Origin of the sequence: Virgibacillus sp. M23, from assembly GCF_034190895.1 — a bacterium.
Classification (GTDB): Bacteria; Bacillota; Bacilli; order Bacillales; family Amphibacillaceae; genus Virgibacillus; species Virgibacillus salarius.
This window is the reverse complement of the sequence record NZ_JAWDHA010000058.1, coordinates 12,522-27,723: the sequence shown is the minus strand read 5'-3', so window position 1 is coordinate 27,723 and position 15,202 is coordinate 12,522. Positions and strand designations below refer to the sequence as shown.

The following is a 15,202-nucleotide window of genomic DNA, read 5'->3' as shown; positions in this document are numbered from 1 at the left end:
CTTAAATGCTTCCCAATGTTGATGTTTATCAAAAAAGATTCGTTTCAAGATGTTTTTTTCCATATACTTAAAATACCACAGTAAGAAACACTCTGGTATAGCCAAATTTTTATACTTTCTTATCTTTTGATAAAAGGATTTAATCATTTTATCGTATGTATCCTTCAGTTCAGGTGCATCTGATTTTACATAATACGCTTTAATAGCTGCTCTAAAAACCTTTTTGTCCTCATCGGTAACGTTCACTCCGATCATACTGGGATACTCTCTAGATAAATTAGATGGGCGTCCTACTTTTTTCTTGCCCAGCCTCTTATTTTTTCCTGCTCCCCCACTATTTTTATATAATGGAAGTAGAGAATTTTTAGTTTTTCCACCAACCCAATACTGTTTAAGCTTTTTATAAATATACTTACTTCTTACGCCATGCTTTTTTATACAATCACTTATTAATTCTCCTCTTTCTTCTTTTACATATATAAATGGTTCTAACTCCACTAAATCTTTAATAATCATCCAAGCCTTATCCCTCTTATCTCTATGTTTATTAATAAATTCATCGCAAATATTTAATAAGTCCCGTAAAGGATCCTTATTTAACTTTTTAACATACGGCGTTTCTAATGCGTCTAATACTTCTGCGTAGTCTCTAAAGAACGGTAGTGATTTCTGTTCTTCATCAATCCTAATTAATACAACGTCATTTGTTTGTGGTGAAACCCATAATACTCTTTCTATGGACAGTAAGTTATTTTCTTGGTCACACCACTCAATTACTGAGTTAACGAATATGTTGTTCATTTTTATCACCTCGTGGTTTTATGTCAATTTTCTTCAGGGGATCAATTTCTTCATAAATATTAATTAACCAATTTTTATTTGCAATCATATATTTGACGATAAACAAACAAGTACCTAGCTTATATCCAAGTCTCTCATCACAATTTAGTGCTACTACAGATAAAGGGTCACTACTATTCGTTATTTCCAGTAATAGCCAAGAAGAAATACTTTTCAGTCTTTCTTCTGTTACACCTGGAATATTTTCTATGTATCTTGCGTTATACAAAAAATCAATATTACGTATGAACTGCTCCGATTTATCTTTTTCTGTTACAATTCCCCAATCTATATCTTGCTCTTTATAGAACTGTTGCTCTATAGCAAATTTTTCAATAGTCCTTTTATTCAAATCAGATGATGGTTTTATTGTTCTAGCTCTTAACGCAAGACCATTGGATGTTGCAATTGTGATTAAAAAATCAGTTGTCATCACAGTTTCTTCATTAGTTTGAGGATCAGTAGGATGCTTAATTCCGAAGTCATCTGCTATCTCTAATGTCCTTTCCAATGGTAGTAGTGGATATTGTTCTCTTATGTCAATAACTGCATCAGACCATTCAAGGGTATAAAGGTAATTTAACTCTAACTTTGACATTAGTTGGTGTATTCGTTTAGTCTTCCAACCTTTATTTCTTGTTGCAATACCTCTCGAAGGAACATCCCGAATAGTTAGCCACGGTTTATAATCTGCACCTTCACCAGTTCCTCTACCTTCTTTAATCCATTTTTCAATCTTTACAGCAGTAGTTGATCGATTTCTCTTTGCCATGATTATTTATCTCCCTGTTATCATTTTTTTTATTTACGACTTATTTAAAGTTTATGTAACCAAGTAAGGCAAAAAAGAGCGTTCATCCCCTTAAAGGATGAACGCTCTTTTTTAAAACCATATTTAACTATTTGGGTAAATATTCGATTACTCATGTTCTCACCAATTATCCTTTGTAATTTTCTTTAGTATTAGCAGTTAGTGTGAAAATAACCACAAACGTATAATTTCCAACTTTTTTTGTTAATTTCTATCTTTTTTTGTTAGTTTCCTACTTTATTTGTCTTTAACACTTATATTAGATATCTTACCTTCACTTATTCAACTGTAACACTCTTCGCTAAGTTACGTGGTTTATCCACGTCACAGTCTCGATGAAGTGCAGCATAGTATGCCAATAGCTGCAAAGGTACGACACTAACAAGTGGTGTCAATAATTCATGTACATGTGGGATAACAAAAGCATCCGTATCCTGCTCAAGTCCCTTCATGCTAATCACTAATGCATTGGCTCCACGAGCAACTACTTCTTGCACGTTTCCACGGATGGAATAGTTCACATTATCTTGTGAAGCAAGGGCAATAACTGGTGTACCCTCTTCGATTAAAGCAATGGTGCCATGTTTTAATTCTCCTCCAGCAAAGCCTTCTGCCTGAATATAAGAGATTTCCTTCAGTTTTAATGCACCTTCTATACATACATGATAATCGGTACTACGGCCAATGAAGAAGGCATTCCGTGTTGTTCCTAGATATTCACGGACTAAATCTTCAATTGCCTCTTTTTGATCTGTTAATACTTCCATCGCATTTGCAACAATGGCAAGTTCTTGTAATGGATCAAAGTCTAAATCCAATCCTTTTGCCTTTGCAGTATCTACAGCTAAAATAGCTAAGACTGCTAGCTGTGCCGTATACGCTTTTGTGGATGCTACGGCAATTTCCGGACCTGCATATAGATTTAACGTATAGTCTGCTTCACGAGAAAGGGTGGATCCTGGTACATTGGTTATCGTCAATGCTGGATGTCCCAATTCTTTTATCTTTACTAACACAGCACGACTATCTGCTGTTTCACCACTTTGGGAAATGAAAATAAACAATGGCTTTTCAGATAGTAATGGCATGTTATAGGAAAATTCACTAGCAATATGGACTTCTACTGGAATATGCGCTAATTTTTCAATAAACTCTTTGCCGACTAGTCCGGCATGATAGCTGGTACCGGCTGCAATGATATAAATACGATCGCAAACCTTCATAGCCTGACGTACATTTGCATCAAGCTTTAATTCATTGTTCTCTGTTTGATATTCATGAATAATTTTGCGCATGACAAATGGCTGTTCATCTATTTCCTTCAACATGAAATGAGAATAAGTTCCCTTTTCGATGTCACTTGCATCAATTTTTGTTGTAAATGGTTGACGCTCAAGGACCTTACCGTTCAGGTTCTGTACCTCTACAAAATTCCGATTAACCAGTACGATTTCCTGATCATGAATCTCCAAGTATTGATTTGTTTCTTTTAACGTTGCCATTGCATCACTTGCAACAACATTAAAACCATCGCCCAAACCAACTAATAAAGGACTTTTATTTTTTGCAACGTATAGCGTATCATGGTCTTCATTATCAATCAGGCCAATCGCATATGACCCCTTTAATAGACTCATTGCTTTACGAAAACTTTTTGCTGTATCGTTTGTTTCTGCAAAAAATTGTTCAACAAGCTGAACAATGACTTCCGTATCCGTTTCACTAACAAAATCAACAGCTTGTAGGTATTCTCTTTTTATATCCTGATAATTCTCAATAACCCCATTATGAACTAGTGTAAACCTTCCAGACGCGCTTTGGTGTGGGTGTGCATTCTCTTCACTTGGCACACCATGTGTTGCCCAGCGGGTATGGCCGATTCCCATAGTTGCATGAACAGAGCTATCTACACGTTGTCTTAACGCGGCAATACGTCCTTTTACTTTAAAAAGATTAATTCCATTATCATTAAGCATTGCAATACCAGCAGAGTCGTACCCTCGATATTCCAGTTTTTCAAGTCCGTTTAATAAAATTTCCTTCGTGTCATTTTGTCCAATATAACCTACAATTCCACACATGTTTGTGGCCTCCTTATATAAAGGGGCAGACAAACGAACCAATAATTTATTGTTACAGGGGCGTTGTGCTGCCCCTTTCTCGTGATTGTTGTATGTCACCTTGCTTTTTTCCTTTGGCCAACAAGTTACCTTGTTGTTTTGAGAAAAAGCGTTACAATGGAGGTGAGCAATCGGGAGGCACCCGCCGAACAATTCGATAACCTCCAACCTCGTCAACTATCTTCCATCGCTCGGAAAGAATAGTCCTGGCGCTTTGTAAAACATATAAAAGCGTTCTTTAATGCTCCTTTCTTTTCTAGAATAAAACGTAATTTCCTACTAATAGGATACACCACATTTTAACCTTATTCTCTGATTTGCGTCAATCATTTTTTTGTGATGCTATATTACTATATGATTACAAATTGGCATTGTTCATACAATGTGACTAATATGCTTCTAAAAATCTTCCCATTTACATGTCCTTAGCAGAAGAAAAGAGGCACCATGTATGAAGTACCTCTTTTACCAAAACTGTTTATTTGTTTTATATAACCGAATCGTTGAAAACGGAGCGAGTAACCATAGAATACCTCCGAAGATAAGGGTGGCTATCCAAAATGGCTTCTCCTCAAATGTTAATACACCGCCGAAATAAAATATGGTAATACAGCTTAATACTAAAAATAATAAGGAGGTGAGAAGCAGGTAAATAAATATTCCACCATAAAAATATAAAATATTACGATTTCGCTTAATAATACCATCACGTACTGGATAACATCTTAGTTCTTCTGCTGGTTTTTCATTAGCAAGCACATACCAATTTCCTTGGTGACACACTTCCTTCCAGCCCTCACTCTGTATAGCTTCAGACAGGTGGTAATCCATTGATTTATCATATACAATATGATAGTGAATCCTTTGAGGATGTTGCGCTTCCTCAAAGATAAATAATCGCTTATTCGTTCTGATCTTCGTCAGTCGATAACCCGCTAATGCCATATCATGCAACCAGTTCTCCATTTTTCTTATATCATAACTCCAAAATGGCTTCCATTTTTTTCTCATTGGACTAACCCTCCCTCTGAGCCTATTTCATGAAGTTATTTGAACCCCCTTATTTCATAATTACGCTACCATTGACCATTTATTACATTTTTTTACGATGTTCTTCTTAACGTAAAATAAATATTGGGGTTTTACTACTCAAAAACCTGCGGTAAACTATAGAAAATCATTAAAGTGAACTTCAATCAGTTGGGGGTTTTGTTTATCCTCTAAATACTACAACAGTATGACCTAAAGACCTTTAAACCAATTGGATATTTACTGTCAGTCGTTCCCCCACTTATATCGCTTGAAGTGGAATCCTACTGCCTGTTATATCCAACAAAAAAGGGGAGGTTCCAATGGAATTCAAGAAGATGTATAAAGAATATCAGCCCTATCTATTTTCCATAGCGTATCGAATGCTGGGCTCCGTTACAGACGCAGAGGATATTGTTCATGATTCCTTATTACAAATGAACCAAAAAACGGCTCATATAAAAGATCTCAAATCGTACCTTGCGAAAACAACGACCAATCATTGTATTAACTTTTTAAAATCTGCACGTACACAAAGGGAAACCTACACTGGCACCTGGTTACCTGAACCACAAGTTCATTTTATCAAGCAGCCATTAGACAAGGTAATTACAGATGAGGCAATCTCATATGCATTTTTAGTTTTAATGGAGCAATTAACTCCGACAGAAAGAGCTGTGTTCGTTTTAAAGGAAGCAATGGCCTATCATTATGTTGAAATTGCTAATATCATAAATAAAACAGAAGTAAACACTAGGAAAATATATAGTCGTGCTAAGAAAAAATTACAAAACGACTTATTTTCCGCCCACACAAACCACGCTGATCGTGCCGAGAACCTTACAAAATCATTCCTTGATGCTACAACTACAGGTGATTTTGATGAATTTATTCATGTGCTTACAGAGGATGTTGTTCTAGTTACAGATGGGGGCGGGAAAGTACTTGCTGCCATCTATCCAATTCTAAATAAGCGCCGTGTATCAGCTTTCCTTAAAGGAATTTTCTCTAAGGGGAGTTTTAGTGGGAAACTTTACGCTGTCATCGTCAATGGTCAACAAGGTATTTTACAAGTTAAAGATGGTCGTCCAGTAAAAATCATTACCTTTGCTTTAGATAGAAGTCAAAAGAATATAAGTCGCATTTATATTGTTTCTAATCCGGATAAATTAAACCGGATTTCAATACCTAGACACTGATAATGAGAGAGCACACACACAGCTCTCTCTTTTTTGTCACAAAACAGCTAGCTATTTTGTCTATATAGTGAAGGGCCAATATTTAAAAGGAGTGATTTTGAATGGAACAACGAATCAATTATCAGAAGACGTCACCTGAAATTGTCAAATTACTAGTGCAGCTTGAGGAATACAAGAAAAAAACAGCGTTTGATCTGAAATTAATCGAATTAATTAAAATTCGCGTATCACAGATGAATGGCTGTGCTTTTTGTATCGACATGCATACGAAGGATGCGCGGGCAATAGGAGAAACCGAGCAAAGGATATATTGTTTACAAGCTTGGCGTGAGGCACCATTTTATACAGAAACCGAGCGTGCAGCTTTAGCATTAGCAGAAGCTGTGACTGCTATCTCAGTAAATGGTGTGCCTGATAAACTATATAAACAGACACGCATGTACTTTGATGAAAAGCAATATATTGATCTTGTAGCCCTTATTATTACCATCAATTGCTGGAATCGTTTGTCTATTTCCGTTAATAATGTACCTGGAAATTACAGCCCTGTTACCGCAAAATAGCTTGATACCAGAGCAAGTATTCTATCAACAAGTATAGGTACTTGCTCTACTTGTTTAAAGTATTCACGTTAAGTAGCAGCTGTAATGTTACGAAAAACAAAAATGCTGCTGTAATGAAGCTAACATAACCCCATATATTCAATTTATCTTTTCTCACTTCGTTTATTCCCATTACGATGAATAACAATCCTAATAATAAAATAGTTAATGGCATGAAACGCAAATCTCCTGTTAAAAGTTGATAACCTGATAACACGATAATCGTTAACTGTAAGCTTCTTCTACTAACTCTGATGATAACCACTTCCCTAAATGCGTAATTCCATTTCACGAAGATTAGATGTTAATCCTTTATACGTAAAGACTTCACGGGAAAAACTTTGAAACTCTTTTTCTAATCCGTTGATAATAAAGACCTGATTGAAGCGAAAAGGTAGCAAACTCAATAACCGCTATACCAAAAACAATTAGCATAAACCAATCCATTTTGCCCATATCCGCTGACCACTGCATTGAAAAAAGCACCACGTACATGCTAGTCATCGGAAGCATCATGAAAAGATGAGAAAATGCAATTCGCTTAGCATGATCTAACATATGGACTGTATCGTTATATAATTGCGGCAACTCTTCACCCTCTTCATAGGCCATAGACCAAATCGACCATTTATTCATAAATCCTTTTGATGCATGCATTAGCCTCCATCCAGCACCAAGGTGCATATCAAAGTAAGCGCGATTTAACTCTTTCTGGTAGTCCACACAATATCGAATATGCTGCGGCCTACTATCTTTGAAATAAAATCTTATTCCAAATGTACGAACTGCTACAAGCTGCTTCCCCTGCTTAGCCATCGCTTCTAACCATTTCTCTAACTTATCAGGTGCATATATCCATCCTAACCTCCATTTTACAAAGTCTGACGTATACTTTTCTTGCGACAACCTCTGTTTGTTTTCTAACACGTCGCACGCTTCTAATTGCTTTACCGATTGATTTAATTTGAAAAAAGAATATGGAATATACATCCATAGCGATAAGCCGATTAATGCTGTGAATAGCCATCCTGGCCCTCCCTCTACAGATGGTGGCACACCAGCCATTACTAACGAAACTCCCAGTAACAAAACGGGGGGAAGGGCAGTGAATATCAAGGCGAGTAATAGTATGAAAAATAACTTTCTAAGGGTATCGTTTCTCCGTATCATTCCTTCCCTAGCTGGAAGTGTTGTAATATCATGTAATGTTTTTTCGTTACGCAGTACATGCCAATTTCGCTCTGCATAAATTTGTCTCCAGCCATCCTCCTGTAATGCTTTCGATAGATCAGCTTTACCCCTTTTCTCGTGTTCTATCCAATATGTTGGTGTTTGCATGATTGTACCTGCTTTTTCAAAATAAAACCGTCTTGTTAACCGATTGAACTTCACAAAGTGATAACCCTGCTGTGCCATATATGTTAACCAATTCTCTGTCGCATTTACATCATAACTCCAAAATGGACGGAATACGCTAATCATAATAGCTCCTCCCCATACTTTATTGCGTTAGCATGCAATTCTTTTAACCGTTGTATTTCTATCTGTAATAAATTCTGACCTTTCTGGGTAATTTCATAGATCTTCTTGCGTTTACTGTCTGAATAAACACTAATCAACCCATCTCGGTGCATCTTAGTCAACGTACCGTAAACTGTTCCAGACCCGAGACGAATTCGATAATTGGTTATTTCTTCGACATGCTTAATGATTCCATAGCCATGTCTTGGTTCAATTAAAGAAATAAGAATATAAAAAGCTGTCTCTGTCATTGGTATGTAACTTTTCAGCAGTTTCTCACGCTTCATCACATCCACCTACTATCTACTTGATATGTCACAACTCGACTATATCGCATCGTGACATATCGGTCAACGATGATATAAAGGATGCACCATGTTCTTCTACTATGAATAAAGTGAAACTTCAATCCGCGGGGCTTCGGATTGATAGTTGAACCAATCGGACATTTACTGGCAGTTGTTCCCACTCTTCTCCATATTGACTTCACTTTATTGCTTGGTTGGGGGCTTACTGCCAGTTATATGCGGGATAAAGAGGATGTATAGTACAGAACTTCAGCGTAAAAAACGCTAAGATGGCTTTTGATGATTGGAGTCGGGTGTATGTCTGTGAAAAGCGGGTAAGTTTTATTCGATTACGAAAAAAGCTTGTAGCGAGTCTCCTAGCTCACTACAAGCTGTGTTTTCTTAGGATTGATGTTGATCTAGAAAATCAAGCATCCGCTTATATACGTTTATTTCATTTTCTTTTTTTGCGAAGCCATGCCCTTCGTCCTCCAATACTAAATATTCCACATCACGCCCTTGTTTCTTAAGCTTGGCAACAATTTGATCCGATTCTTCTTTTACAACGCGGGGATCCTTTGCTCCTTGAATGACTAGCATGGGCTTCGTCATTCCGTCCAAATAAGTCACTGGAGAATCTTTAGTAAATCGTTCTTCATCCCTAATTGGATCACCTAACCAACGTTCCATCAGCGGCTTCCAATGCGGAGGAACTGAATTAACAAAAGTAAATAAATCAGAAGGACCAAATATGTCAACAACTGCTTTAAAATATTCAGAATGACGTCCATGTAATAATAGCGCCATGTATCCCCCATAGCTGCCCCCTACTAAAAAGAGCTTCTCTCGAGTGCTAATTTTGTTGTTAACTAGCCACTCTACTCCTGCTACACAATCCAATCGTGGTCCTTCACCCCAATCCTGCTCCACCATTTTTACAAAAGAGGCGCCGTATCCTGTGCTGCCTCGGAAATTAGGAGCAAATATTGAATAACCACGATTTAAGAAGCATTGGAACATTGAACGAAACATCTTTCGCTCGGAAGCCTGTGGTCCACCATGTGGCCAAAAAATAGTATGACCGTTATCATATTCTGGGTGGGCTTTAAATAACAAGGCTTCTATTTCCATCCCATCATAGGAGGAATAGTTTACAATTTCCGGTTCAACCATATCTTCATTTTTTACACCAAGTACTCCATTATTCGTAAGTTGCTGCCAATCCCCACCATCCACGGATTGAAAAATATTACTAGGCACTGTAGCGCTTCGTCCTAATAAAAAGATGGAACCAGATGTTGTAACATGACATTGATCAATTACATCTACTGGAGACTTTAACGTATGGAGCTTACCGCTTGCTACTTCATAGCGATACATCACATCCGTAACGCCTTTTTCCGTTATCAAATAAAAGCATTGATTCTCTTTATGCCATTTTAAAAGTTGTATACTCTCGTTCTCAATCGTTAAAACTTTTGAAAACTGTTTCGAACCCAAATCAAATTTTGCAAGATAACTATATTCACTCTCATAATCTGTTAAAAAATAGATGGTTTGATTATCTGTAAATATCGGATCAAATACAACATGGACTTTATCAGGATTTGGTGTGAGGTAATTTTTATTCTCTCCAGATTTTACATACCCTGTTACATAGGTGTTTGCGAACGAACATAAATACACGTATGCTTCTTCATCCTTGGAAACAGCGGCTAGCTCTGTAAGCGATTCCTCCCCTTCATGTATAAGTTGATCCGTATCTGTTCGAAGATCTCGGACTCTCGCATTCAAAAAAGAGGGATTATCTTCAGACGTCATATAGTATAATCGCTCCCCATCTTCACTTAAATGCGAAAAGAAATATTTTTCCGATGCCTCTCCTGTTACTAAAGGTTGTGGCAGACCTCCCTCAGCAGGCAATGCATATATATGGTGGTTTTCATCACCATCTTTATCAAATCCTGCTAGTACAAATCGATTGTTCGGATCAACCTTGATAAAGCTACAAGCTTCATCATGATGGGCAAATAAATAAGGAAATGTGTCTGGTAGATCCATTGCCCATAAATTCATCTTACCATTTAAATTCGAGGTAAATATTAACCGCTTCTCATCAACGCTAACTGTAAAATTTGTGATCGTATAGGTACGAAAAAACTGCTCCACCGTTGGCTTTGGAAAATTTAACATTACTCTCCTCCTATCTTTTTTCACCTACATTCTAAGTTATTAGAAAATTAATACTTATATGTAGTATAACGTATCTGTATGAGGGTCGATAGTATTTCTATACCAATAGTAGCACGTAGCAGTTTGTTGTAACACAGTCAGGAGAAGTAGAATCTTCTCAGCCTTTAGAAGGAGAAGGAGCAGTGAGATGTTAATCCAACATATCAAGAAGTGAAGATGCCCAAGTAACATATAATTTAAATCATATTAAAGAAGGGAGCAAGAAACTCCATGCAGCAACCCATCGATTCGACTGCATAGGATTTTGTAATCGAAGAAATTAGCCAACGTGCATCTGATTCGATACAAAGGATTTCGCCCGAAAGATATAGCTTCTATATAATATAGAAACTGCATCAATAGTTCCAAATCTTATCTATTTGTATAAAAAAACCTGTGATTGATACGAAAACAATAAAGACTAAAAGTCGACTTAAATTAGAAATTCATCCTTATGTATCCTTTGAGGATATCCATTATAGAACCCTAAAATCTTTCATACTTTCTCCAAGAATATAGTGTGAAAACCACATCAAATTCTGCTTCATAATAGCCACATTAATTCCTGGTTGGTCTGAACTATATCCCATTCCTTTAAATATAATTAATTCTGTATCAACTTCCATATCCCTTAACCCTTGATATAGCTCATATGCATTTGGAGTTGGAACTCTTACATCCTTTTCGCCATGTTGGATTAAAGTGGGAGTACAGGCAGTTTTAATATATGTCATTGGTGATGTTTTCGTATATATCCCTGGATCATTCCATGGATTATTTCCTAAATACATACTAATAAAGTAAGGTATATCTGTATTTACATAATGGGTACTCCAATTAGTAATTCCACCTCCAACTGAAATAGCCACAAATCTACTACTAAATGTTGAACAGAAGGCTGATATATATCCTCCGTTGCTCCATCCCATAACCCCTACTCTATCTTTATCTGCAATCCCTTTGTCAACTAGATTATCTACTCCAGATATGACATTATCGTAATTAACAATTCCCAGCTTTCTATAGTTAGCTTTCAAGAATTCATTACCATAACCAGAACTTCCCCTGTAGTTTGGTTCTAAAACGATAAAGCCTTTTCCAATAAACTGTTCAATAGGATATTTCTCATTAAAACAATCTGAAAATATTGGAAAGGATGCCCAAGCTGGACCACCATGGATTACCACTAATAAGGGATACTTTTCATTTGTGTCAAACTCTACTGGGGTTGATAAAACTCCCTCTATTTCAAGACCATCACTATTTATCCATGAAATTATTTCCCTGTTACATTTAAGCCTTCCTTTGAGAAAGCTATTTTCATTCGTTATTTTTGTATCGTCTAAATAGATTTCAAAGATTTCATTTGTTATAGCCTTATTATAGGATATATGATTTTCATCCCTTGTTATAGAAGCATCCATTATAAAACTATCTACTTTTTCGCTTAACATTTCCACAGTGCCATCCTCAGCTAGTAACCCAATAAGATAATTAGTTTTATTCTACCATCTAATTAAAATTCCTTTAGTTGTCCAGCGTAATGGAACTACCGTACTATCAAAATTTGCTAAAAGGTTGAATGAGCTCTCCATTATTAATATCATATATTTCTAAATTAATATCTTGTATATGGGTCTTATAGTAATCCTTCTCCCTTATGCTTGCTGCGTAACATATTTTGTTGCCTTCAGGAGAAAAGCAAACACTCCCTCCCAACAACTTATCTATATGCATCTTTTGTAGCTCTTCCGCTTTAATATCTAATATGTATAGATCTCCATTCAGATACTCTTCCATATTTGGGCTTGGTGTAGCTATAAATACAACCTTTTTCCCATCATCTGAAATATCAAATCAAATTCATGGATATGAAAATCCTTACCATCAGTTAGTTGATAAACAACGCTATTTTTGTGTTCATATTTATCATTTTGTATCACTTTATCTATTTCAATGTAACATAAACAATTATTCTGATATTCATTACCTACATGACGGAAATCTCCATACAGTTCCTTACGTTTCCTTATCTCCTCGCATTCTTTTAACTGCGCAACATAATAAAAACCCTTGCCATTAGGCTCCCATTGGAATTTACTGACTCCTTCTTTCTCATTAGTAATTTGAACCCCGTCATAACCATCTATCGACTTAACAAAGATTTGATTTGTCTTATTCTCCTCATCACCAACTGGGCTAAAGGTATGCAATATTCCTAGAATCTGGAGACCATAATGGGTATGTACTATCTATTTCACCAGTTGTTAATGGGTAACACTGCCCCTTTTCTTTTTCATATATCCATACATGGTTCCGATATTTATTGTCTTTCCAGTTAGCTGTCTTTTTGACAAATGCTACGTTTTTGCCATTATCACTTATGTTTGTACCTGATAAGGTTGGTAATGAAATAATTTCTTCTATACTTAGATATGTTTTTTCATTCTTTTTCATTAATAAACCACCTCGTAATGTTACTATTGTCAAAATTGTAAAACCTATTGTTTGACCACATAGGTTAGGACTAATACCAGAATTTAATCTCACTAATATCCTAATTTATGTATTGTACTTGAAAATGTTATACAACAATCTGGCCAGATTGATTTAGAACTTATCTCCATGTTAATACATGCCATTACCATAAACCAGTATTTTTGTAACGCTTTCTTTCATCCTACTAAACTTTGATTTTATTAAGATTTATTAATTACCAAAAAATACCTTTACAATAAGAGTCCTTCTAGTAAAATAAAAATATATAGGTTTACTGAAGGTTACAAATGATAATTGATTATGCTCGGCTCGGGTGTCTACTATTGATCAAAACTTAGATCGGCAAATTGGTATGTTTAATCAATATGATTGTAAAAAATAGTTAAGAAGAAGTTTACAGGTACGATTAAAGATCGAAAAGGACTTCATCAACTTTTTAATGTCATCAGGCAAGGCGATACAGTTGTAGTGGAGAGCATCTCCCGTTTAGAACGGTGGATATCCTCAATATTATTCAACGGTTAGAAGAAATGAGTGTTATCACGCAAATTGTTTTTAGTTTCTATCACTGCGTTAGCTTTACTGATGGCATTTATTTACTATGTAAGCGCTTCTTTAAAGTCGGCTGAAGAATCACTAAAAGACTCATTGAATTCTTTGAGAGAAGGAGATTTTGATTCATACATCAATTCTGTAGTAGACGATCGTTTTGAATCAAAATAACAACAAAAATCAGAATATGCAGAACTATTATCAGAAAACCCATTGGTAGACTTCAATATTTTAGAAAGGGCTATGTTATATAATTTTGTGACAAATTGTTCTAATAGTTAAACAAATTATAAGGAAGTGATGTTGTGAATATAAATCATAGTGAAAAAAGTAAAGTTTTAGTTATAGGTGGTGGGGTAGTAGGGCTAACTACAGCATTGATTTTACAAAATGAAGGACATCAAGTCAAAATAGTTACAGAAAAGCTCGCTCCTGAAGTTACTTCCGTAGTCGCAGGTGCATTGTGGGAGTGGCCTCCGGCTGTTTGTGGAAACCACCAAGATGAAGCTTCAATTAAGATATCAAAAGAATGGTCATTACTCTCTTATAATATATTCTCGGATTTATCTAAAAACAAAGAAAGTGGAGTATACATGCGTGATGTTACTTTCTTTTTTAAAAATTTAATAAAGGATAACTCTAAAGATTTAAAAAAAATGAACGAATTAAAAAGACATGTTCGTAGTTTCCGCCATAGTGTATCACTGATTGAAGAAAAAGGAGTTAATCCAGAAATGGGTATTAAAGACGCATATACGCTGTTAGCTCCTATGATTGATACGGATATCTACATGAAGTGGCTACAAGAAAAGGTTGAAAAATCAAATTGTGATATTATAATGAAAAAAATTGTAGGAAATTTAGAACAACAAGAAAAAAATTTAAAAGCGGAATACCAAGTGGATGTAATTGTAAACTGTACAGGTTTAGGTGCTATTGAATTGACTGATGATGACATGACCCCGTTACGTGGTGCATTAGTTAGAGTTGTGAATGATGGGCAACAATTCTCTAAATTAGATGAAGCTTATTGTATTTCTCATGATGGAATTAGTGAAGATCCTGGCTTTATTTTTATCCTTCCTAGAGGGGAAAACATGTTACTTTTAGGAGGTTTAGCTGAACTTAATAAATGGGATTTAGAAGTTAATTTAGAAAATTATCAACCAATTGAAGAGATGTATAATCGTTGTAAATCGTTCTTCCCTCCGCTTGAAAAAGCAATTATTGATTCCTATGAACCTGTGCGTACTGGTTTAAGGCCTTTCCGTGAAAAAAGTGTTCGTTTAGAAAGAGTACCTAACTCATCCATTATACATAACTATGGACATGGTGGCTCTGGAATCACTTTTTCATGGGGATGTGCGTTACAGGTTCTGGAAATGATTAATGGATTAAATGTTAAAGAGAAAGCAAAAAAGGATCTTGTAAATATTATTTGAGGATCTATTGCAAAATCAACTAAAGCGTGGAGAATTTGTAGTTGATACCAATCCAAAAGAGAAGTAAA

At 35.8% G+C, this 15,202-nt stretch carries 10 protein-coding genes and 3 pseudogenes; 4 read left to right on the top strand and 9 right to left on the bottom strand.

Going from position 1 to position 15,202, the window contains the following annotated elements:
* The 4 genes and pseudogenes from RVS70_RS17475 to RVS70_RS17460 all read right to left on the bottom strand — a co-directional run.
* A pseudogene (locus tag RVS70_RS17475) lies at positions 1 to 801 on the bottom strand (hypothetical protein); the annotation flags it as partial.
* Positions 782 to 1,612, bottom strand: a complete 831-nt coding sequence (locus RVS70_RS17470) for a TnsA endonuclease N-terminal domain-containing protein (protein ID WP_121604337.1) — start codon at positions 1,610 to 1,612, stop codon at positions 782 to 784. The pseudogene RVS70_RS17475 and the gene RVS70_RS17470, both read right to left, overlap by 20 nt.
* A gap of 317 nt (positions 1,613 to 1,929) precedes the next feature.
* On the bottom strand, positions 1,930 to 3,732 hold the full coding sequence (gene glmS, locus RVS70_RS17465) for a glutamine--fructose-6-phosphate transaminase (isomerizing) (RefSeq protein WP_121604335.1): 1,803 nt from the start codon (positions 3,730 to 3,732) through the stop codon (positions 1,930 to 1,932).
* A 504-nt stretch (positions 3,733 to 4,236) separates the two neighbouring features.
* On the bottom strand, positions 4,237 to 4,782 hold the full coding sequence (locus RVS70_RS17460) for a DUF2812 domain-containing protein (protein WP_051388224.1): 546 nt from the start codon (positions 4,780 to 4,782) through the stop codon (positions 4,237 to 4,239).
* Positions 4,783 to 5,123: 341 nt separating this feature from the next.
* On the opposite strand from RVS70_RS17460, the gene RVS70_RS17455 reads away from it, so the two are divergent.
* Both RVS70_RS17455 and RVS70_RS17450 read left to right on the top strand, forming a co-directional pair.
* Entirely contained in the window at positions 5,124 to 5,999 is an 876-nt protein-coding gene (locus tag RVS70_RS17455; protein ID WP_026679701.1) for an RNA polymerase sigma-70 factor, read from the top strand.
* Between the two features lie 101 nt (positions 6,000 to 6,100).
* Positions 6,101 to 6,562 (top strand): carboxymuconolactone decarboxylase family protein, encoded by a 462-nt coding sequence (locus tag RVS70_RS17450; protein ID WP_026679702.1) that lies wholly within the window; start codon positions 6,101 to 6,103, stop codon positions 6,560 to 6,562.
* 46 nt (positions 6,563 to 6,608) lie between these two features.
* Here RVS70_RS17450 and RVS70_RS17445 read toward each other — a convergent pair whose 3' ends face one another.
* The 5 genes and pseudogenes from RVS70_RS17445 to RVS70_RS17425 all read right to left on the bottom strand — a co-directional run bounded on the left by RVS70_RS17445 (position 6,609) and on the right by RVS70_RS17425 (position 13,098).
* Positions 6,609 to 6,893, bottom strand: coding sequence for a DUF3953 domain-containing protein (locus RVS70_RS17445; protein WP_152525392.1), 285 nt, complete (start codon positions 6,891 to 6,893; stop codon positions 6,609 to 6,611).
* Positions 6,894 to 6,928: 35 nt separating this feature from the next.
* Entirely contained in the window at positions 6,929 to 8,083 is a 1,155-nt protein-coding gene (locus tag RVS70_RS17440; RefSeq protein WP_026679703.1) for a DUF2812 domain-containing protein, read from the bottom strand.
* Positions 8,080 to 8,409 (bottom strand): PadR family transcriptional regulator, encoded by a 330-nt coding sequence (locus RVS70_RS17435; RefSeq protein ID WP_026679704.1) that lies wholly within the window; start codon positions 8,407 to 8,409, stop codon positions 8,080 to 8,082. The genes RVS70_RS17440 and RVS70_RS17435 overlap by 4 nt, the downstream gene beginning before the upstream one ends.
* Before the next feature lie 402 nt (positions 8,410 to 8,811).
* Positions 8,812 to 10,602, bottom strand: coding sequence for an alpha/beta hydrolase family protein (locus RVS70_RS17430; RefSeq protein ID WP_121604334.1), 1,791 nt, complete (start codon positions 10,600 to 10,602; stop codon positions 8,812 to 8,814).
* Positions 10,603 to 11,117: 515 nt separating this feature from the next.
* A pseudogene (locus RVS70_RS17425) lies at positions 11,118 to 13,098 on the bottom strand (S9 family peptidase).
* A gap of 394 nt (positions 13,099 to 13,492) precedes the next feature.
* Here RVS70_RS17425 and RVS70_RS17420 point away from each other — a divergent pair.
* Together RVS70_RS17420 and RVS70_RS17415 are read left to right on the top strand one after the other, a co-directional pair.
* A pseudogene (locus tag RVS70_RS17420) lies at positions 13,493 to 13,679 on the top strand (recombinase family protein); the annotation flags it as partial.
* Positions 13,680 to 13,997: 318 nt separating this feature from the next.
* Entirely contained in the window at positions 13,998 to 15,134 is a 1,137-nt protein-coding gene (locus RVS70_RS17415; RefSeq protein WP_121604333.1) for an FAD-dependent oxidoreductase, read from the top strand.
* The last annotated feature ends 68 nt before the right edge of the window (positions 15,135 to 15,202 follow it).

Bases quoted from the DNA above. Each gene is read 5' to 3' on its own strand.
- RVS70_RS17470 (WP_121604337.1), bottom strand. From the start codon at position 1,612: ATGGCAAAGAGAAATCGATCAACTACTGCTGTAAAGATTGAAAAATGG.
- glmS (WP_121604335.1), bottom strand. From the start codon at position 3,732: ATGTGTGGAATTGTAGGTTATATTGGACAAAATGACACGAAGGAAATT.
- RVS70_RS17460 (WP_051388224.1), bottom strand. From the start codon at position 4,782: ATGAGAAAAAAATGGAAGCCATTTTGGAGTTATGATATAAGAAAAATG.
- RVS70_RS17455 (WP_026679701.1), top strand. From the start codon at position 5,124: ATGGAATTCAAGAAGATGTATAAAGAATATCAGCCCTATCTATTTTCC.
- RVS70_RS17450 (WP_026679702.1), top strand. From the start codon at position 6,101: ATGGAACAACGAATCAATTATCAGAAGACGTCACCTGAAATTGTCAAA.
- RVS70_RS17440 (WP_026679703.1), bottom strand. From the start codon at position 8,083: ATGATTAGCGTATTCCGTCCATTTTGGAGTTATGATGTAAATGCGACA.
- RVS70_RS17435 (WP_026679704.1), bottom strand. From the start codon at position 8,409: ATGAAGCGTGAGAAACTGCTGAAAAGTTACATACCAATGACAGAGACA.
- RVS70_RS17430 (WP_121604334.1), bottom strand. From the start codon at position 10,602: ATGTTAAATTTTCCAAAGCCAACGGTGGAGCAGTTTTTTCGTACCTAT.